Source organism: Streptomyces sp. Q2 (assembly GCF_056820935.1).
Map to the genome: position 1 here is coordinate 1 of NZ_JBXEJE010000061.1, position 19,508 is coordinate 19,508.

The window sequence follows — 19,508 nt, forward strand, 5'->3', positions numbered from 1 at the left end:
TGCTTGATGTTGAGGATCAGGTCGGTGACGTCCTCCTTGACGCCCGGCACGGTGGTGAACTCGTGCAGAACGCCGTCGACGCGGATGGACGTGACCGCCGCACCCGGGATCGAGGAGAGAAGCGTACGGCGCAGGGAGTTGCCAAGGGTGTAGCCGAAGCCCGGCTCCAGCGGCTCGATCACGAACCGGGAGCGGAACTCGTCGACGACCTCTTCGGTCAGGGACGGACGCTGAGCAATCAGCACGAGTTGTTGCCTCCAGTGGTTTGGCGCCCGCTATGTGACGCCGTTGGACACCATGAAGGGTACGGGCCGTACCGGCGACGCGGTCTCCACCCAGGCCGAACCGCCCGTGCCCCCTACGAAGCGAGGAGGTTCAGGGCCTCCATTCCGCCCACCGCCCCCACGGCCGTTTATGCTCTGCCTGCGTCCACTCTCGGACGGGCAGGACCGGCAGGCAGGCATGTGTGGCCACGACCGGGCCGCGTGATCAGCACAGCAGCGGTCGGGCTCTGACCTGCAAAGTCACGGCTTTCTGCGACACGCTGCAACTCGCTCTTCTACCTCTCTTACGCAGCCGTCCGCGTCAAGGTCGCCGACCTGGTCCGGCTCGTCGGCAGCCGTTGGGCGATCGAGGAGCGCTTTCAGGCCATGAAGAGCGAGTGCGGCTTCGATCGGTACGAGGTCGCCGCTACGTCAGGAGAGATGGCTCCACGCCTTGAACCGGCTGTGATCGCAAACACGCGACCAGGCCGCGGTCTCTCGCTGCGACTACCGAAGAAGAACCAGCTCGGGTCAAGAAACGCGACACGCTCTGCGACCGGGAGAAATCAGGACCTGTTCGGCGGATCACGCCCCGCGTGTGTGGGAATCCGTTTGGCGCGGTGGTCCAGGGCCACAGCATCATGGTCCAGCGTCACAAGCCATATGAGGGGAACGGTGGATGAGGCGGAACCGGCTCGGGAAGAGCAAGGTGCAGGTCACGGAACTGGGCTTCGGTGGCGGACCACTCGGCGGGCTCTTCGCGCCGCTGGACGACGAGACTGCCGCGGGCGCCCTCGAGACGGCGTGGGAGAGCGGGATTCGCTACTTCGACACCTCTCCTCACTACGGCATCGGGCACTCCGAGCGCCGCACCGGTGGCCTGTTGCGCGGTAAGCCCCGCGAGGAGGTGACGCTGTCGACGAAGGTGGGCAGGCTGCTGGTCCCGCAGGACCCGGCGGGCCGAATGGACGAAAGCTTTGCGGTGCCTGCCACGCACCGCCGCGTGTGGGACTTCACGCGGGACGGTGTTCTGCGCAGCGTGGAAGATTCACTCGAACGGATGGGCGTCGACCGTATCGACATTCTGTTCCTGCACGACGCTGAGGAGCGCTTCGAGGACGCGTTGCGCGAGGGCTATCCGGCCCTGGCCGAACTGCGTGCCCAGGGGCTGGTGGGGGCGGTCGGCGCGGGGATGTACCACCCTGGCAAGCTGACCCGCCTGGTCGAGGAGTCGGACGTCGATGTGGTGATGCTCTCCGGCCGTTACACGCTTCTGGACCAGAGCGCCCTCGACGGACTGCTGCCCGCGTGCTCGGACAGGGGGGTCTCGGTTCTTGCGGCGTCGATATTCAATTCCGGACTGCTGGCCACGGCCCGGCCCGCCGAGGGCGCGACCTTCGACTACGCGCCGGCCGCCCCGCAGGTGCTGGAGCGCGCGCAGCGTATCGCCGATGTCTGCGAGGCACACGGTGTGACGCTCCCGGAGCTGGCGATGGCCTTTCCGCTCCGCCATCCGGTCGTCTCGGGGATCGTGGTCGGAATGCGTACCGCGGAGGAAGTACGCCGCAATGTCGCGGCATTCGGCGCGAAGATCCCGGCACAGGTCTGGGACGACCTGCGAAGCGAAGGCCTCCTGGACGAGCGGGCACCGGTGCACGATTGACGATCACCGCACCGAGATCCGTGGGCCGATCATCAATCAGGGAGCCTTTCCCACCTGGTTGTCTTTCCCACCTGGTTGTCATCATCCCCGGCCGATCGTGCTCGCGCCTCGGGGACGAGCTGATGTTCCGCGCCGATACGGCTTGGTCTGTGCCGGGTGACGGGTCTCCTGGACGGGCTGCCGCCGCGTGAACCAGGTGACCGTGACGTGATCGGCGAGCGACTGCCGTTCCGTCACGTAGAAGGGGGCGCCCCGCCGAAGCGTGGACACCGTTTGCCGTACAGCAGCGGTCGGCGCAGCCGATCGTTGTCGGTGCCAGGTGGCGAGCGCGCCGCTGCACGGCCTGGCGAACGGCCCCGACCGCCGTGAGCGGGCTCACCGGGCGAAGCCGTAGTGGCCGCGGCCGGTGGTGAGGTCGAGGCCCAGGCTGTCCTGGTCGAAAGTGATGAGGCGCGAGGTCGTGATGCCGCGGGCGGAGCCACGCAGCACCCAGACGATCGGGGCGTCGGTGGCGCCCGGCAGTTGGCTGCCGCTGATCGCCAGTTCCGCCGCGCCGTCCCGGTCGGTGTCCAGCAGTACGGTGTCGTCGCCGAAGCCGGCCGTGTTGTCGTCCGGTCCGGGGATGCCCGGGGAGAGCCGGCTGAAGAGTTGGGCGCCGTGCGTGGTCAGTCCGTTGGCGCTGCCCAGCAGCAGGATGACGGTGGGTCGGCCGTCGTCGTAGCCGCGTCCCACCGTGCCGGTGACGGCGACGTCGGCGTAACCGTCGCCGTTGGTGTCGCCGGCGGACCCGGGGCGGCCGAAGGTGCAGACGACGAACTGTGGTGATCCCGGCAGGGCGGCGTTCTCGGTGATACGAACCGGCTTGAGCCTGGTGCTCTGCCCGTCGGGACCGCCGTACGAGACCGCGACCTGGCTGCCGCCTTGTGGGGTCTGGGGCTCGGCGGCGTCGTCGCAGGGGAGGCCGATGACGATGTCCGCGTAGCCGTCCTTGTCGATGTCGGCGGTGATGGACGCCAGGCCGTAGAGGTCCTGGCCCTGGGCGTCCTTCAGGCGTGGGCCCGCGATGAGGCGGCCGTCGGGTGCACCCGGATAGAGAACGGTGGCGCGAGGGGTGAGCGCTTCGTCGGCGTAGACGTGCGACCAGGTGACGACGAGGTCGTCGCGGCCGTCGCCGGTGACGTCCCCGGCGGCGGAGGGGGTGGCGATGTAGTAGTCCTTGTCGGGCTTGCCGCCCGGGGCGAGGTCTGACGGGACGGTGCTGTGCGCTCTGCCCGCGCGAGTGAACGGGCCGAGGGCCACAGTGGCGGCACCCTCGACCGTGCCCGTGGTGCCGACGTTCGTCTCGGCGTCCATGGCGGCGAGATCGGTGTGGCCGTCGCCGTTGAAGTCGCCGGTCACGGGTGACGCGCCGGTCAGCCGGGCCGCCGCTCCGGACAGGCCGTCCTTGCCGCCCCAGACGACGAAGAGGGACTTGCTGCCCGCTGTGGCGATGAGGTCGGCGTAGCCGTCGCCGTCGAGATCGGCGCTGAGGGAGCGGGAGCCGAAGCCGCCGCCCTGCCCGGCCTTGCCCAGTCCCAGGTCGTTCTGGTCGATGACCTGGGACTGGGCGGTGTCGGGGCCCTTCGCGGAGCCGTAGACCACGACCACCTGTCCAGCGTCGTGGACGCCTTGGACGGTGGCGCCGGAGTCCGTGACGACCAGATCGCCGTAGCCGTCGCCGTTGAAGTCGGACGCCCTGGAAGCGGCGGCGCGTCGCGGCGTCGGTCCGTCGGCGGTGCTGTTGGAGCCGGAGGCGGCGGAGGTGGGGCGCTGCTTCGGCTTGTCAGCGGTGCCGTTGCCCGAGCAGGCGGTGGTGACGGCCAGGAGGACGCCGAAGCAGGCAAGAGCACGTTTCCGCATGACGGTAAGACTCCCGGTCCACCCCAAAGGTTGCGCCCACGAAGCCTTCCCCGTGATGGCGGACACCGGTTGCCCTGCGGTGGTCAACGTAGTTGAGCGGCCGTACGTAGGCGACCGGGTTGATCTGGCCGAGGCGTGAGTGCCGTCGCCGCGCAGACCGTCACCTGCCCGTCAGGCATTTCGAGCACAGGTCCAACGCCGTTGCAGGACAGAGGAATTGGCCGTTGCCGATGGGGAGGTGGGTGATCTCCCACATACCTGGTGTTCGGCTCCAGCGCGGTGAAAGTCCCGCTGGAGCGGCCGGCTGGCGAGGAACACAGCGGTGCCGCCTCGACGCCCCCCGTGGTCGGGGAAGCACCGTCGTACTTGGGCTTGCGCGTGGAAACCGATCGGTTTACAGTGAGGCGAGGCGAAACCGATCGGTTTCCCACATGAGTTCGGGAGTGCATGATGACGACAAATCGGCCGGTGGCCCTGGTGACGGGCGCGTCCTCCGGCATCGGAAAGGAAGCCGCGCTCGCGCTGGTGGCAGCGGGGTTCGACGTGGTCGGCACAGGCCGCGACACCTCGCGTGTCGCCCCGCTCGGCGGTGTGACGTTCCTCGACCTCGACGTGGTCAGTGACAAGTCGGTCACCGCCGTGGTCCAGCAGGTGATCGACCGGTTCGGGCGGATCGACGTCCTGGTCAACAACGCCGGCGTCGGCTCGATAGGTGCGGCCGAGGAGACCTCCGTCGCGCAGGCCCAGGGCGTCTTCGACATCAACGTCCTCGGGGTCATGCGCATGGTGAAGGAGGTCCTGCCGCACATGCGTGCCCAGGGGCGCGGGCGCATCATCAACCTCTCGTCCGTGCAGGGGTTCATCCCAGCTCCCTACATGGCCGTCTACGGCGCGTCCAAGCATGCGATCGAGGGCTACTCCCAGTCTCTGGACCACGAGGTCCGGGAGTACGGTGTCCGGTCACTTCTCGTCGAACCCGCCTACACCAGGACCGGATTCGAGGCCAACAGCGCGAAGCCCGACACGCCCCTGCAGGTCTACGCGGACCAGCGGCACATCTTCGACCGCCTGATGACGGAGGCGATCAAGGGTGGTGACGACCCCGCCGTGGTGGCCAAGACGATCGTCACGGCAGCGACCGACAGGAAGCCGAAACTGCGCTACGCCGCCGGTCCCATGGCCGGACGGGCGCGCCTCCTCCGCTTCGTTCCCGCCTGGGTCCTGGACAAGCAGATCCGCACGATGAACAAGCTGGCCGGCTGACTCCCGACCTCCGCCGCCCGCAAAACCATTAGCGCCGTCGATACCGGGAGAGACCGATGTCCGAGCCCCTGCACTCCGCCGCCGCCACCGTCGCGAGCTGGCGTGCCGCCTCAGAACGCGGTGACGTCGACGCCGCGGTCGCGTGCCTGAGCCGGGACGTCGTGCTCGGCTCGCCGCTCACCGAGCAGTTCCGCTTCGAGGGACCTGACCAGCTGGGCGACTTCCTGACCTCGGCGTTCACGGCGGTCGAGGACATCCACTTCCACACGCAGACCGGCGAGGGCGACGCGTACGGGCTGTTCTACCGGGCGCGGGTGGGATCCCAGCCGTTCGAGGAGGCGCAACTGCTGCGGCTCGACGACGAGGCACGCATCAAGGAGATCACGCTCTTCGGGCGTCCGATGCCGGCCCTCACCGCCCTGATGGTCAGCGCCGGTTCGGAGCTCGCCCGCCGGCAGGGCCGCCGGGGTGTCGCGGCGCTCATGCGCGCCAGCGCCGCGCCCGTGCACGCGATGGTCACTTTCGGGGACCGCCGCGTGGTCCCGCTGACCCGGCCGACAGCCCGACAGGCCTGAGAGAACCAGCTCCACTGGGCGTTTTGCCCGTTGCCCTTCCAGGAGTGTTGTTGGTAGCGGCAGGCGACTTCGCGGCGTCCGGCCGATCCTCCACGCGCCGAGGTGACGCGGCAACTCGCAGCGGTTTCGGGCAACTTGACCCAGCAGGAGACGCTCGCATGAAACGACGTACGTTCCTTACGGCGACCACCGCGTCGCTGGCCGCCACGCAACTCGAAGCGCCCGCCTACGCCTCCGGTTCAACGGCCGGAAATTACCAGGTCGTTGCCCGCTTCTGGGACGCGATGCCGACGGGTGTCACCGTCTCGCGCCGCGGCCGGGTGTTCGTCAACTTTCCCCGCTGGGGCGACGACGTTCCGTTCACCGTCGCCGAGCTGCGGGGTGGGAAGCCGGTGGCCTATCCCGACGCCGAGGTGAACCGTGAGGACGCCTCCGACCTGGCCGGGCACTTCCAGTCGGTGCAGAGCGTCGTCGTCGACCCGGCCGACCGGCTGTGGATCCTCGACACGGGAAGCCCGCTGTTCGCCGGGTCCTCCTATGGTGGCCCCAAGCTAGTGGCCGTCGACATGCGCACCGACCGGATCGTACGGACGATCCTCTTCCCGCCCGAGGTGGTGCCGGCGAACAGCTACCCCAACGACGTGCGCTTCGACCTGCGGCGCGGCGCCGAGGGCATGGCGTTCGTCACCGACTCGGGCGGCTCGAACGGCGTGATCGTGGTCGACCTCGCCACGGGCCGCTCCTGGCGGCGACTGGCCGGGCATCCCTCGGCGCTCGCGGACGCACGGTTCCTTCCGGTCATCGAGGGCGAGCCCTTCATGGTCCGCCCCGCGGACGGCGAGCCCACGTACTACGAGACCGGTTCCGACGGCATCGCTCTCAGCGCCGACGGCACGCGCCTCTACTACTGCCCGCTGTCCAGCCGTCGACTGCACAGTGTGTCCACCGGCGCCCTCGCCGACCCGGACGCCACGGACGCCGAGGTGGCGGCGACGGTCGAGGACCTCGGGTTCAAGCCGATGGCCGACGGTCTGGAGAGCGACGACAAGGGGCGGCTCTACGGCGGCGACCTGGAACACAACTCCCTCTGGCGCAGGAGCCCGAACGGCACCTACCGGACCCTCGCCCAGGGGCACGACCTGATCTGGGTCGACACCCTGTCCGTCGCCTCGGACCGGCACCTGTACGCCATCGCCAACCAGCTCAACCGGCTGTCGCCCTTCCACGAGGGCAAGGACCTGCGCCGCAGGCCCTATCTCCTGGTCCGCCTGCCGATCGACGCCGGGCCGGTCAGACTCGTGTGACATCTCCGGCTCGCTCATGTGGCTGCCTGGCCGCTGTCTAGTGCTGTGACCGCGTAGGTTCGCCGGGTCGGGTTGGGGTGAGCCGCCCGGTGTCAGAGCCTCCCGATAACGTGCCGACAACCAGATCTGACTCCTCTCCGGGAGAACGACCGTGGACATCCTGCTCAGTGCTGGCTTGTGGCTCGACGGATCCGCATGGGACGACGTCGTGCCCGAACTCGTTGCGCTCGGCCACCATCCCGTGCCGCTCACCCTCCCAGGCCAGGGCGACGGCGCTGCCTCCGCGACGCTTGACGATCAGCTGGGAGTGGTGGTCGCCGCGGTTGATGCAGCACCCGGAAAACCACTGGTAGTAGGGCACTCGGCAGCATCGACCCTGGCCTGGCTGGCCGCCGACGCACGACCGGAGAGGGTGGCCAAGGTCGCCCTGATCGGCGGCTTCCCCGCCGCCGATGGGCGGGCCTACGCAGATCACTTCGCGATCGAGGGCGGCGCTGTGCCCTTCCCGGGCTGGGAACTTCGAGAGCGCGGACGCCGCCGACTTGGACCAGCAAGCCCGGGACCGCTTCGCGTCCACCGCTATTCCTGTCCCCGAGGCGGTCACCAGGGGAGTCGTGCGCCTGACCAACGAGGGCCGCTTCCACGTCCCCGTGGTGGTGGTGTGCCCCGAGTTCACCCCCGCCCAGGCCAAGGAGTGGATCGCCGCCGGCGAGAGTCCTGAGCTCGCCCGCGCTACCCACCTTCAGTACGTGGACCTCGACTCGGGCCACTGGCCGATGACCACCCGCCCTCGCGAACTCGCCCGCGTGTTGTCGGAGGCCGCCAACTCCTAGCGGTGCCTAAATTGGGGATGCCGCGGCGGGCGAGCAGGCACCGTAACGCCTCGCGTCCGATCCTGATGACGCGGCCATGTACTTTCCTCAGGTAGGCGGCGAGTTTGCGGATGGACCAGCGGGTGAAGGGCTGACCAAGTTTGATCGGGCGGGTGGTGGCCGTCGCCACGACGAAGTCCTCGTCGTCAGGGCTGAGCAGGCGGGGACGGCCTCCCGCCCACCGAGGGTCCAGGCAGGCCAGGCTATCTCGTTGAACCGATGGATCACGTCGCGGACGGTGTCCTCATCGGCCTGCACTAGCTTTGCGATCACGGGCACCCGGTTGCCGCCGGCCGAAGCGAGCAACATCATCGCGCGCCGGTACCGCACTGAGCTGGTACTGCCCCGTCGCACGATCTGCTGCAGCTTCTGCCCTTCCTGGTCGGTCAACCTGCGCACACGGACAGGCTCAGCCACCGCCCCCCCAGCAGTCGGATCGGACGACCGCTTTATACGACCGCTCCGACCACCAATCCTGTGAACTTCCTGGCCACAGCACTAGCGGACAACAGCAGGCAGGCTCTGGGCTTTTCAGCGTGCGGCTGGGTGCAGCTGCGGGGAGTCGGCAAGGCCAGCGTCACCCCCGTGCGGCCCGAGCTGGTGGTGGAAGTCGGCGTCGACGTCGCCGGGACAGTTCCGGACGGCGGCACCCGGCCCGCTGGTACCGCGCCCACCCCGAACCCCCCCCAGGATCCTCATCGACGTCGACGACGGCAGCAGGTTCCCGTCCGCCGCCCACCTCGCCGCTTACGCCGGACTCGCTCCGGCGACCCGCAGTTCGGGCTCGTCGATCCGCTGCGAACAGCCCTCCCGCCGAGGAAACAAGCAGCTAAAAACGGGCCTTCTTCCTATCCGCGCTCGCGGCCATCGCCGACCGGGTCGCCCGGACCTACTACGACAAGAAGATCGCGCAGGGCAAACACCACACCCAAGCCCTCCTCTACCTCGCGAGACGACGGGGGACGTGCTTTTCGCAATGCCCCGCGACGGCACCTTCTAGGACCCCTAACCCTCTCCCACGGGCTAACGGGGACATCGTTCTCGACGGCTTGGAGTACGACAGCCAGGACGCCGCAGCGCGTCCCGGTGCCCGTGGCCTGACCGCCGGGCCGGCCCGCGTCGGAGCGTCGCGCCGGGCGGCTGGGAGGTCCGTTCAAGCGGCTGATCGTCGCGTATGAGCGCCTGCTCTCTGACCACTCGAAGTCCGATTCATCCCGGATAGGATGCATTATGTGATCAGGACAGGATGGCTCCGGGGCCGCAACCGTCCGTACGGTGGTCGGCAGCAAGCCGTACTGCTGTCACCGTTGATGGTCACCGTCCTCATCGCCGGCCTGGCTTTCTCCACTCCGCGGGAGATCGCTTTCAGCCGCCTCCTGCCCGCAGCACCGGCTCTCGCCGCCGCGATGTGGCCCGTGCTCCCGACGGTGCTGCTCGGGGCGTTCTGCCTGCTGATCATGATCGGTCTCAGCTTCGTCTATGCAGATCTGGGGACGCCGTACACGGCTGCCGCGATCATCGCGGTCACCTTGGCGGCAGCGTATGCGAGCCATCTCCGACTCCAGCGGGAGGAGACGCTCTTCCAGGTCCGGCTCGTCGCCGACGCGGCCCAGAAGGTGCTGCTGCGACCGCTGCCGTTCCGCATGCAGGACGTCGAGATCGAGGCGCTGTATCTGGCGGCCCAGGATCAGGCCCGGATCGGAGGCGACTTCTATGAGGCGGCCGACACCTCGTACGGTGTCCGGCTACTCATCGGCGACGTGCGCGGCAAGGGCCTGTCGGCGGTGGGGGCGGCCGCTGCGGTGATCAACAGCTTCAGGGAGAACGCGTACGATCAGCCGGACCTGAGGAGCATCATCCATCGGCTGGAGATGAGTATCGCCCGCTACAGCGCGGGGAGCGTGGCCCGTGACCGGCTGGAGCACTTTGCCACCGCTCTGATCGCCGAGATCCCGTACGGCAGCGGGCAGGTCAGAGTTCTCAACTGCGGGCATCCGCCACTGCTTCTCGTGCGGCGCGGGAAGGTCCACGTCGTCGAGCCCACCACCGCCTCTACACCGCTCAATCTCGCGACGCTCCTCGGAGACGACTACTACGTCGAGACCGTCCCGTTCGGCCCGGGTGATCACATGCTGCTCTACACCGATGGAGTGACAGAGACCCGTGACCGCGCCGGCGAGTTCTTCCCTTTGGCCGACTGGATGGGGCGGCATACCATGGCGCCGCCCCGGGAGCTGCTGGGCCGGCTACACCGGGATCTGCTCCACTACAGCAGCGGTCGGCTCGACGACGACATCGCAGCCCTCGCCGTGCGCTGCCGGCACGCCCCAGGTGAGGACCACTGCGCGTAGGTGCCCGGGAACCGTGCCGGGACTTACTGGCGGACTCGCGTGGCCTCGGTCGGGCCGCTTCCGCGGCATCCGCGGTGCCGTCCGGCCTCAAAGGGCGGCATCACCGAACTGCTCGAGGAGTACGTCGACCTGTGTGGGGGACGCTGGTGCGGATACGCCGTCGTGAAGAGTCTGTTCCGCCCAGATGACCTTGCCGCGGGGCGTGTGCCGCGTGCCCCATCGCTGTGCGAACTGGGCCACGAGGAACAGCCCCCGCCCGCCTTCGTCCGTGGTCGTCGCCCGCCGCAGATGCGGGGAGGTGCCGCTGGCGTCCGAAATCTCGCAGATCAGGCAGCGTCCGTAGAGCAGCCGCGCTTTGACGGGTGGCGATCCGTAGCGGATCGCGTTCGTGACCAACTCGCTGATGATCAGCTCCGTGGTGAACGCGAGGTCTTCCAGGTCCCACTCCGCCAGCTTCTCCCTGCACTGTGCCCGCACCGAGGGCACCACCGCGGGGTCCGACGGCACGTCCCACTCGGCCACGCGCGAGGGCGGCGGCCACAGTCGGGTACGTGCCACGAGCAGCGCGATGTCGTCGGTGGAGTGTGCGGGCCTCAACGCGTCGATCACCGCCTGGCACGCTTCCTCCGGTGTGCGCCCGGCGGCCCCGTCCAGCGCCCGGCGCAGCGAATCCAGCCCTATGTCCAGGTCGCGGGTGCGGTCCTCCACGAGGCCGTCGGTGTACAGCACCAGCTGTGAATCTTCTGGCAGGTACATCTCGGCGGTCTCGAAGGGGTAGCCTCCAAGCCCGAGCGGGGCGGAGGCCTGCACGTCGGCGAAGTCAACGGACCCGTCCGGCCCCACTACCACCGGGTCGGGGTGTCCGGCGCGTGCCATGGTGCACGTCCCCGCCACCGGGTCGTAGATCGCGTACAGACAGGTTGCGCCTGTTACGCCCTCTCCCTCATGGTGGTCCAGGGCGCCGTCGGTGCTCTCCTCCTTGTCCATGCGCACGACCAGGTCGTCCAGGTGTCCGAGCACTTCGTCCACGGGGAGGTCTAGAGCGGAGAAGTTGTGCACCGCGGTGCGCAGTCGTCCCATCGTCGCCGCCGCGTGCACCCCATGACCGACGACATCGCCCATCACCAGCGCCACCCGTGCGCCGGGGAGCGGAATGACGTCGAACCAGTCCCCGCCCACCCCCGCTTCCGCCGGCAGATACCGCCAGGCCACCTCGAGTGCGTCTTGGTCCGGCTGCCCCCGGGGCAGCAGGCTGCGCTGCAGCGTGACCGCCATCGTGTGCTCGCGGGTGAATCTCCGAGCGTTGTCGATGGCCACCGCCGCGCGTGCGGCCATCTCCTCCGCGAAGGACAATTCCTCCGGCTCGAACGCTGGGGAGTCCCCCGTTCGGTAGAAATTCGCCACGCCCAGAGGCACACCCCGCGCCTGCAGGGGCACGGCGACCAGGGAATGCATCCCGCGGTCCAAGGCCTCACGCGCACGATCCGGGTCCTGCTCCTGCCAGCCGCGCGCCTTTCCCAGGTCCGCCTCCAGAACGCCCCGTCCCTGTTGCAGCGTCCACATCTGCGGAGTGTCCGGCAGAAAAGCGATCACTTCGCCGAGTGGGTACAAGGGCATCCCCTGCTGTTGGCCTCCGATCGCCGCCCGCCGTAGGTACCGCCATCCCTCGGCCGTCGGCTCCCACCCTCGCAGCACCGCTTCCAGCAGATCCACCGCGACGATGTCGGCGAACTGCGGCACGGCCACTTCGGCCAGTTCCTGCGCCGTCCGCGTCACATCCAGCGTCGTCCCGATGCCCACCCCTGCCTCGTACAGCAGTTGCAGCCGTTCCCGCGCCACCTCCGCCCGCCCCGAGACCGCGGCCAGCTCGGTGGTGTCCCGCAACGTCACCACGCTGCCGTCGCGGGCCGCGTGCGGGAACGTTGGCCGCTTGTTCACCGACAGCAAGCGGTTGCCCACGAGATGTACCTCATCGGTCACCACCTTCCACGACGTGAGCAGGCTTGTGATCGGCTCCGGCAGTCCCAATTCCCGGACCGGGCATCCCTGCGCCTGTGCCGACAGCCCCAGCAACTGCTGCGCCTCGTCGTTGGCCAGCAGCAGTCGCCCGTCGGCGTCGGTGATCAGCACCCCTTCCCGCACCGCGTGCAGGACGGCCTCGTGGTGCTCGTACATCCGCGCCAGCTCCGCCGGGGCCAGACCGTGCGTCTGGCGCCGCAACCGCCGGGCCACCAGGGTCGTCCCGACCATGCTGAGCGCGAGCGCTGCCGCGCCGGCGCCGACGATGATCGGCAACTGTGGCATCCACAGTCCCGACACGTTCTTGACCGTGATCCCTGCGGAGACCAGGCCGACCACCATGCCGCGCGAGTCGGTCACCGGTACCACCGCCTGCACGGCCGTTCCCTCCCCCGCGGGCAAAGGCGGGCCGCCGGCCTGCTCGACGACGGTGCGGCCTTCCAGCGCCGGTGCGATGGTGCCGACGAACTTCTTCCCGATCTCCTCCGGGTAGGGATACGTGTGACGAATGCCCTCGGTGCTGATGGCGACGACGAAATCCACACCCGCTCTCCTCCGCGCCTCTTCGGCTCGCGGTTGCAGCACCGCGCTAGGGTCCCGGCTGCGGAACGCCTCGACAACACCGGGCGCACTCGCGAACGACTGGGCCGCGACGACCGACTCCCTTCGCCCCTCCCTCAGAGCGTCACGTGCCGCCTGGAGTACCAAGGCGGTCACCGCGGTCACGACCAGCAGCACCACGATCACGACCTGGAGAAGGAACACCTGCCCGGCCGCACTGTGCATGTTCAGCAAAGAGACGCGACGATCAGGCGAACGTTCCGTGCGCGGATGACGCCACGGTGCCAGATATCGTCCGAGAGATACCTGCATACACCTTTCATAGCACCACCGTGCGAGCCCGGCCCGATGCCGTTACATGACGGAAGTGCCACTGTCGGATTCCCCCGCCGTCACCGAGCGCTGGCCACGGCGGGGCCAAGGTCACGATGCCGCCGTCGCTCGCTTCTGAAGAGGCGAGGCCGCCCACAACCGGGGGCGAAGAAGCAGTGGATCGCTGGGCCGCCGTCGGCGCCTCGGATACGCTTATGTGGTAAATGCCCCGTATGGATCACCCGAGAGGCCGTTACCCGACGACGCTGACGCGTCGGCAGCGCTCGCTCAAATCGCCCGGAATACTACGGCCCGAACAGGCCCCTGTGCCCCCGGGGTTAGGTCGCTGTGATGGACACACGTGATGTGCCGGATCTGCCCCTGCCTACGGTTGGGTATGCGGGGCAACCGCGCGACCTGCTGTGGAGGGCCGATACGCAAGGGCGCATCGTGGAATGGTCGCGCGCCGCACAGGACCTGCTCGGCTACCTGCCGGGCCAGCTGCTGGGCCGGAACGGATTCCGGATTTTGGTCCCTGCGCCGGACCGGGAGCGTGCCGACCGTCTGACGCGGAGAGTCCAGGCGGGCCAGGCCGTGCTCGAAACGCTGCCGGTGCGGCACCGCGACGGGCACCTCGTACCGATGGAGATGTGGATTTGTCCCGCCGAGGACCCGCAGGGCGGAACGGGCATCTTGACCATCGCCGTGGAGACGTCCGGCGTCCGGGCCATGCGGGATTCGCTGACGGTGCTGGAATCCCTTTTCACCCAGTCGCCGATCGGACTGGCCACACTCGGCCCCGACCTGCGTTTTCTGCGGGTCAACGACGCGCTGGCGCGGATGAACGGAGTCCCCGCGGCCGAGCACATCGGCAAGCGGCTGGCCGAAGTGGCGCCGGGGGTCAATGCCGCGATGCTGGAAGAGGTGATGAGCCAGGTCCTGGAGCGCGGTGAGGCGGTGGTCGACGTCCGCCGCACCGGTCGCACCCCTGCCGATCCGGATCACGACCGGACCTGGTCGTGCTCGTATGCACCGCTGGTCGGCAGCACCGGCCAGCGGCTGGGACTGATCGCTTCCCTGATCGACATCACCGAGGGGCAGCAGGCGCAGGTCGAGGCCGACCGGGCGCGGCAGCGCTTCGCCCTGCTGGCGGATGCCGGTTCCCGTATAGGGACCACATTGGACCTGCGGCAGACCGCGGAAGAAGTGGTGCACGTACTGGTGCCCCGGCTGGCTGACTCGGCCGACGTGCAGCTGCTGGAAGAAGTACTGGAACCGGACGAGGCCGCCGGGTCCACCCACGGCGTGGTACGTCGGCTGGCGGCCGCGTTTCCCGAACCGTCGGCCCCCACCGCGCTGCTCCAGGTGGGCGAGACGTTCCAGGTTCCGATCGGATCGGTGTACGAGCGGGTGATCACCGACGGGCGTCCGATGAACCTCTACCAGGCCGACATCCCGGCGCTGATCACCGATCCGAGCGCCGAGCCTCTGCGCGCGTACCTCAGTACCCGTCTGGGCTCGGCACGACTGGTCCCGCTGGTCGCCAGGGGCAAGGTGCTCGGCGCCGTGGTGGTGACGCGTGTCCGCAGTCGCGAGAGGTTCGACGACCAGGACTGCGTCCTCGTCGACGAGCTGGTCGCCCGAGCGGCACTCAACATCGACAACGCCCTCATGTACACAAGCCAGCGCGCCGCGGCCCTCACCCTGCAGCGCAGCCTGACGAACAGCACGCTCCCGCAAGTGACCGGCCTTGAACTCACCGGGCGCTACCTCCCCGCCAGCGACCACGAGGTCGGCGGCGACTGGTTCGACGTCATCACCCTGCCGCACGGCAGGACCGGCCTGGTCATCGGTGACGTCATGGGGCACGGAATCCACGCCGCGGCCGTCATGGGACAACTACGCACAGCGGTACGGACGCTGGCACGCCACGAGATTCCACCGGCTGAGATGCTCATGTCCCTGGATGCCGCCGTGGCCGACCTCGGCGAGAACGAAATGGCCACCTGCATCTACGCGATCCACGACCCGGATGCCGGCGGCTGCCTGATCGCCAGGGCCGGACATCCACCGCCGGCGATGGTCGACGCCCGGGGAACGCTCGCGTTCCTCGACGGTTCCACAGGTACGCCGCTGGGGGCGGGCGGAAGGACCTTCCAGACCGAGTGGGTCCCTCTGCCCGTCGGCGGACTGCTGGTGTTGTACACCGACGGCCTCATCGAGGCCCGCGACAGAGACCTGGACCAGGGCATGCGGGAGCTCGCCGAGGCGCTGCGGGATCTCGACCATCCGCTGGAGGAGATCTGCGGGCACATCCTGCGCCGTGTGCTGCCCTCCACTGTCCGGGATGACGTGGCGGTGCTTCTCGCCAGAACGGTCCTGGGAACACGGTGAACAGCCGCCCCGAACGGCCCCACTCGCGCCGCGCCAGCCGGAGGCGGAAGGTGGATAGCGATGGAGATACCGGTGACGACGTTCAGCGAAGGGCAGGAAGACCCTTTGGCGGTGCAGCGCGCTGCCTCAGTGGTGTTGGACGACGGGGGCAGGATCGTCGGCTGGAGCGAGCGGGCTCAGGCGTTGCTGGGCTACCCGTCCGAGGAAGCCCTCGGGCGGTCGACCATCGGTTTCCTCGTCGACCCGAGCGACTACCACGTGGTCATGGAAGCAGTGGAGGCATGCCTCCGCGACCAGGGGTGGTTCGGGCTCGTGCCCGTACGGCACCGCGACGGCCGACGCATGGAGTTCGGGTGCTGGTCCCGGCCGATCATCAAGGGCGACTCCTCCCGGGAATGGTTTCTCCTCGGCGCACCCGCCGAGGAGGTTGTCCGGTGGAACACCGACCGGTCGGTCCTGGAGGGGCTGTTCCGCCGCTCCCCGATCGGTCTGTCGGTCCACGCCCCGGATCTGAGCATCCTGCGAGTGAACCGGGCGATATCACGATTCAGTCAGATACCGCCCGAGCGGCATCGCGGCCTCCGCACCAGCGACTTCCTGATCCAGCAGGACACCGACACGGTGGAGAGGCAACTGCGGGAGGTACTGGAGACGGGCCAGTCCTCGATTTTCACCGAGCAGCCCTGCCGCCTGAGGAGGGATCCCAGCCGTGAACTGATCGTGTCGATCTCGGCGTTCCGTCTACAGGACCCCTCTGGGCGGATCCTCGGGGTGACACAGACGGTCGAGGATGTGACGGATCGCTATCGGGCCCGTCGTCGGCTCGCCCTCCTCAATGAGGCCGGTGCCCGCATCGGGACCACGCTCGATGTGGCCAGGACCGCACGTGAACTGGCCGATGTGGCTGCCCCTGACCTCGCCGACTGCGTCTCCGTGGACCTCCTGGAGCCGGTGATCCACGGCGAGGAACCCGGGCAGCATACGCTGGGCACCCTGCGCAGGACGGCAGTCCGCAGCCCCCTGCCGTCCGACGCCGACGTGATGTATCCCGTGGGCCACACCATCGACGTCCCGCCGGACAGCGTCCAGGCGCGGTGCCTGGCCGAGCGGCGACCCATCCTGCAAGCGCAGCTGCAAAGGTCCTCCACGTGGCTCGACCTGGACCCGGAGCGGGCCGAGCGCGCCCTCAGCTTGGGCACCCATTCGCTCATGGTGGTTCCGCTGGTCGCGCGGGGCCTCGTGCTCGGCCTGCTCAGTCTGTGGCGCTGGCGGCAGCTCGATCCGTTCGAAGAGGACGACCTCAGGGTCGCCGAGGAGTTCGCCTCTCGGGCCGCCGTCTGCATCGACAACGCACGCCGCTACACCCAGCAGTACCAAGCGGCGCTCACCCTGCAGCACAGCCTGCTGCCGCACGAGGTTCCGAGGCACCTGGCGGTCGAGGTCGCCCACCGCTACCTGCCGGCCGACGCCGCGTCAGGCGTCGGGGGTGACTGGTTCGACGTCATCCCGCTTTCGGGGCTCCGCGTGGCCCTCGTCGTCGGCGACGTGGTCGGCCACGGCATCCACGCGGCGGCAACCATGGGCCGGCTGCGCACCGCCGTACACACCCTGGCCAACCTCGACCTCACCCCGGACGAGGTCCTCGCTCACCTCGACGATCTCGTGGACCGCCTGGCCGAGGAGCAGGAGCCGACCAGCGAGCAATCCCCCCAAATAGTGGGCGCTACCTGCCTGTACGCCGTCTACGACCCGGTCTCACGGCACTGCGCGCTGGCCCGCGCCGGCCACCCGCCGCCCGCCGTGGTGAGTCCGGCCGGACAGGTCCACCTGCCTGACATACCGGCAGGACCGCCGCTGGGTCTAGGCGGGCTGCCGTTCGAGGCGGCCGAGCTGACGCTGCCCGAAGGCAGCCTGCTGACCCTCTACACCGACGGCCTCATCCATGCCCGCAAGCGGGATGTCGAAGAGAGCCTGGCAGATCTGTGCGGGGCCTTGACCGCACCCGCCCGCTCCTTGGAGGAGACATGCGAGGCGGTGGAGGGCGCACTGCTGCGCGACCGCGCCACCGACGAGGTCGCCGACGACGTGGCGCTGCTCATCGCCCGTACCCGCGTCCTGGCGGCGGCGAACGTCGTCACGTGGGAACTGCCCGTGCAGGCCACGGCTGCTGCAGGCGCCCGGGCGCTGACGGCATCCCAACTGGCCGAGTGGGAACTGGAGGAGATGGCCTTCACCACCGAGTTGATCGTCAGCGAGTTGGTCACCAACGCCTACCGGTACGGTGGCGGGCCGATCACCCTGCGTTTCATCCGTGATCACCACCACCTCATCTGCGAAGTGTCCGACACCAGCAGTACCTCCCCGCACCTCCGTAGAGCCCGCACCACCGATGAGGGCGGCCGCGGCCTCTTCCTGGTGGCCCAGCTCACCGAGCGGTGGGGCACCCGGTACACGCGCGAGGGCAAGACCATCTGGACCGAGCAACTGTTGTCCTCCGCGTCGGCGCGGTGAGAGGGGCAACGCCAGCTCACCGTAGGCTTTCCCTCCGCTCTCCTCCTCCGCACCCGGCGATGTCCTCCGGCGCGACTGGAAGGGAACGCCGAAGGTGACCAGGGCGGCCGACCCCGGCGTGAGGTGCGCCACCTCGTCGTTCTGCCGCAGCACGATCCGCCCGTTGATCGGCAGCAGGAGGCCGTAGTCCTCTTCCGGGGCCTGCCGTACCTGCTGGGCGGTCCGGCTGTATTCGATCTCGTCCGCCTCGAACCTGACGAGCTGGTAGTTGCGACTGCGCTGGCGGACCGTCGCGCCGCAAGCAGGTGCTTCGCGAATGCCTCGCGGAGCCCCCACCGCCTGGTCGTCGTCGGCCGAGGCGGACGGCCGCCGACCGGAGCTCAGCGCAGGCCGGCGAAGAGGTCGTTCTCGGGCAAGGGCGCGCCGGTGGTGTCGTGGACCCGGACGAACGTCTCCACGCCCATGAGCTGCGTGAACCTCTCCTTGCCCATCCGCAGGAAGAAGATGTTCTCCCCTTGGCTGGCATGCGCGGCCAGCGCGTCGAACTTCTGGCTGCCGTACTCAGTGGTGTCCACCCACGTGGTGATCTCCTCGTCGGGCAGCCCGATTTCGAAACCCTCTCCGGCCTCGGAGGGATCGGGCTCCTCCCAGTCCGCGCCGAACTCGCGCATGATCTGCTCGAACTCCTTCATCATCGAGCGCGGCGCCGTCGTCCAGTACACCTTCGACGCCATCCCGGTCAGCGACAACGCTGCCATCGTGATCCGGTTCGCCTGGATGTGATCGGGGTGGCCGTAGAACCCGTTCTCGTCGTAGGTCACGACGACATCAGGCTCGTAACGCAGCATCAGTTCGGCCAGCCGAGCGGCTGCCTCATCCACGGGCGTACTCCAGAACGATCCGGGCGCGGTGTTGGCCGGCCAGCCCATCATCCCGGAGTCGGCGTACCCGAGCAGCTCAAGGTGACCGACCCCCAGGACGTCACAGCTCGCTTCGAGCTCGCCTCGACGCATCTCGGCAACGGCAGCCGGATCATGCCCGGGGTCGCCCGGCTTGGCACCCCCCGGACCGTCACCGCAGCTACCGTCGGTGCATGTGACGAGCACCGTTCGGATGCCCTCCGCGGCGTAACGTCCCAGGACACCCCCTGTTCCCGTAGCCTCGTCGTCCGGGTGGGCGTGCACTGCCATCAACGTCAAAGGCCGGTCAGCCATGAAATCCATCCCCTGGTCGGTAAAGCGATCGGTGCCAGTCTGCGGGCCGACGGTACGTGACCGTCCGCCGCCCGCCGAGTCCGTCCGGTGTCACCCGGGACCCGACCAGCCAGGGTTCACCCGCTGCCGTCTTCGACTGATCATTGCAGAACTGATCTTTTCAGAACGGGCCCTGGCCGGACAGACCGCATCGGGTAGGGGCAGTCCGGCCAGACCGTCTTCGGCCACCGCGCGAGAACCGGCTCTCGTCGATCGTCGGATGGCGGACGCTGGAACCAGCGATCGCGGCTGCCTGGGGGCGGGCTTC

The 19,508-nt window shown here is 68.8% G+C and carries 10 protein-coding genes and 4 pseudogenes; 9 read left to right on the forward strand and 5 right to left on the reverse strand.

Annotated elements, in window-relative coordinates:
* Window positions 1-245: pseudogene (locus ACWBNA_RS42865) on the reverse strand (DNA-directed RNA polymerase subunit alpha); the annotation flags it as partial.
* A gap of 697 nt (window positions 246-942) precedes the next feature.
* Here ACWBNA_RS42865 and ACWBNA_RS42870 point away from each other — a divergent pair.
* Window positions 943-1,926, forward strand: coding sequence for an aldo/keto reductase (locus ACWBNA_RS42870; protein WP_482710027.1), 984 nt, complete (start codon window positions 943-945; stop codon window positions 1,924-1,926).
* Between the two features lie 375 nt (window positions 1,927-2,301).
* On the opposite strand, the gene ACWBNA_RS42875 is transcribed toward ACWBNA_RS42870, so the two are convergent.
* A complete protein-coding gene (locus tag ACWBNA_RS42875) occupies window positions 2,302-3,825 on the reverse strand; it encodes an FG-GAP repeat domain-containing protein (protein ID WP_482710028.1) in 1,524 nt (507 codons plus the stop codon).
* A gap of 450 nt (window positions 3,826-4,275) precedes the next feature.
* On the opposite strand from ACWBNA_RS42875, the gene ACWBNA_RS42880 reads away from it, so the two are divergent.
* The 4 genes and pseudogenes from ACWBNA_RS42880 (at window position 4,276) to ACWBNA_RS42895 (ending at window position 7,800) form a co-directional block, all read left to right on the forward strand.
* Window positions 4,276-5,088, forward strand: coding sequence for an oxidoreductase (locus ACWBNA_RS42880; protein ID WP_482710073.1), 813 nt, complete (start codon window positions 4,276-4,278; stop codon window positions 5,086-5,088).
* Window positions 5,089-5,144: 56 nt separating this feature from the next.
* A complete protein-coding gene (locus ACWBNA_RS42885) occupies window positions 5,145-5,663 on the forward strand; it encodes a nuclear transport factor 2 family protein (RefSeq protein ID WP_482710030.1) in 519 nt (172 codons plus the stop codon).
* Window positions 5,664-5,821: 158 nt separating this feature from the next.
* A complete protein-coding gene (locus ACWBNA_RS42890) occupies window positions 5,822-6,967 on the forward strand; it encodes an L-dopachrome tautomerase-related protein (protein WP_482710031.1) in 1,146 nt (381 codons plus the stop codon).
* Window positions 6,968-7,118: 151 nt separating this feature from the next.
* Window positions 7,119-7,800, forward strand: a pseudogene (locus tag ACWBNA_RS42895) (alpha/beta fold hydrolase).
* On the opposite strand, the pseudogene ACWBNA_RS42900 reads toward ACWBNA_RS42895, so the two are convergent.
* Window positions 7,787-8,256: pseudogene (locus tag ACWBNA_RS42900) on the reverse strand (helix-turn-helix domain-containing protein); the annotation flags it as partial. The pseudogenes ACWBNA_RS42895 and ACWBNA_RS42900 overlap by 14 nt on opposite strands.
* A 223-nt stretch (window positions 8,257-8,479) precedes the next feature.
* On the opposite strand from ACWBNA_RS42900, the pseudogene ACWBNA_RS42905 reads away from it, so the two are divergent.
* A pseudogene (locus ACWBNA_RS42905) lies at window positions 8,480-8,839 on the forward strand (transposase); the annotation flags it as partial.
* A gap of 223 nt (window positions 8,840-9,062) precedes the next feature.
* Entirely contained in the window at window positions 9,063-10,190 is a 1,128-nt protein-coding gene (locus ACWBNA_RS42910; protein ID WP_482710032.1) for a PP2C family protein-serine/threonine phosphatase, read from the forward strand.
* Window positions 10,191-10,277: 87 nt separating this feature from the next.
* Here ACWBNA_RS42910 and ACWBNA_RS42915 read toward each other — a convergent pair whose 3' ends face one another.
* On the reverse strand, window positions 10,278-12,995 hold the full coding sequence (locus tag ACWBNA_RS42915; RefSeq protein WP_482710033.1) for a SpoIIE family protein phosphatase: 2,718 nt from the start codon (window positions 12,993-12,995) through the stop codon (window positions 10,278-10,280).
* A gap of 438 nt (window positions 12,996-13,433) precedes the next feature.
* Here ACWBNA_RS42915 and ACWBNA_RS42920 point away from each other — a divergent pair, with 438 nt between their 5' ends.
* Together ACWBNA_RS42920 and ACWBNA_RS42925 are read left to right on the forward strand one after the other, a co-directional pair.
* Window positions 13,434-15,476 (forward strand): SpoIIE family protein phosphatase, encoded by a 2,043-nt coding sequence (locus tag ACWBNA_RS42920; RefSeq protein WP_482710034.1) that lies wholly within the window; start codon window positions 13,434-13,436, stop codon window positions 15,474-15,476.
* A gap of 60 nt (window positions 15,477-15,536) precedes the next feature.
* The gene (locus tag ACWBNA_RS42925; protein WP_482710035.1) at window positions 15,537-17,987 is read left to right on the forward strand and encodes a SpoIIE family protein phosphatase; all 2,451 of its coding nucleotides are present in this window, start codon (window positions 15,537-15,539) and stop codon (window positions 17,985-17,987) included.
* A 380-nt stretch (window positions 17,988-18,367) separates the two neighbouring features.
* Here ACWBNA_RS42925 and ACWBNA_RS42930 read toward each other — a convergent pair whose 3' ends face one another.
* On the reverse strand, window positions 18,368-19,201 hold the full coding sequence (locus tag ACWBNA_RS42930; protein WP_482710036.1) for a PIG-L family deacetylase: 834 nt from the start codon (window positions 19,199-19,201) through the stop codon (window positions 18,368-18,370).
* Between the last annotated feature and the right edge of the window lie 307 nt (window positions 19,202-19,508).

What these genes read in the sequence shown, in the direction of transcription:
- ACWBNA_RS42890 (WP_482710031.1), top strand. Translation starts at nt 5,822, where the DNA reads ATGAAACGACGTACGTTCCTTACGGCGACCACCGCGTCGCTGGCCGCC.
- ACWBNA_RS42930 (WP_482710036.1), bottom strand. Translation starts at nt 19,201, where the DNA reads ATGGCTGACCGGCCTTTGACGTTGATGGCAGTGCACGCCCACCCGGAC.
- ACWBNA_RS42885 (WP_482710030.1), top strand. Translation starts at nt 5,145, where the DNA reads ATGTCCGAGCCCCTGCACTCCGCCGCCGCCACCGTCGCGAGCTGGCGT.
- ACWBNA_RS42870 (WP_482710027.1), top strand. Translation starts at nt 943, where the DNA reads ATGAGGCGGAACCGGCTCGGGAAGAGCAAGGTGCAGGTCACGGAACTG.
- ACWBNA_RS42875 (WP_482710028.1), bottom strand. Translation starts at nt 3,825, where the DNA reads ATGCGGAAACGTGCTCTTGCCTGCTTCGGCGTCCTCCTGGCCGTCACC.
- ACWBNA_RS42915 (WP_482710033.1), bottom strand. Translation starts at nt 12,995, where the DNA reads ATGCACAGTGCGGCCGGGCAGGTGTTCCTTCTCCAGGTCGTGATCGTG.
- ACWBNA_RS42920 (WP_482710034.1), top strand. Translation starts at nt 13,434, where the DNA reads ATGGACACACGTGATGTGCCGGATCTGCCCCTGCCTACGGTTGGGTAT.
- ACWBNA_RS42880 (WP_482710073.1), top strand. Translation starts at nt 4,276, where the DNA reads ATGACGACAAATCGGCCGGTGGCCCTGGTGACGGGCGCGTCCTCCGGC.
- ACWBNA_RS42925 (WP_482710035.1), top strand. Translation starts at nt 15,537, where the DNA reads ATGGAGATACCGGTGACGACGTTCAGCGAAGGGCAGGAAGACCCTTTG.
- ACWBNA_RS42910 (WP_482710032.1), top strand. Translation starts at nt 9,063, where the DNA reads ATGCATTATGTGATCAGGACAGGATGGCTCCGGGGCCGCAACCGTCCG.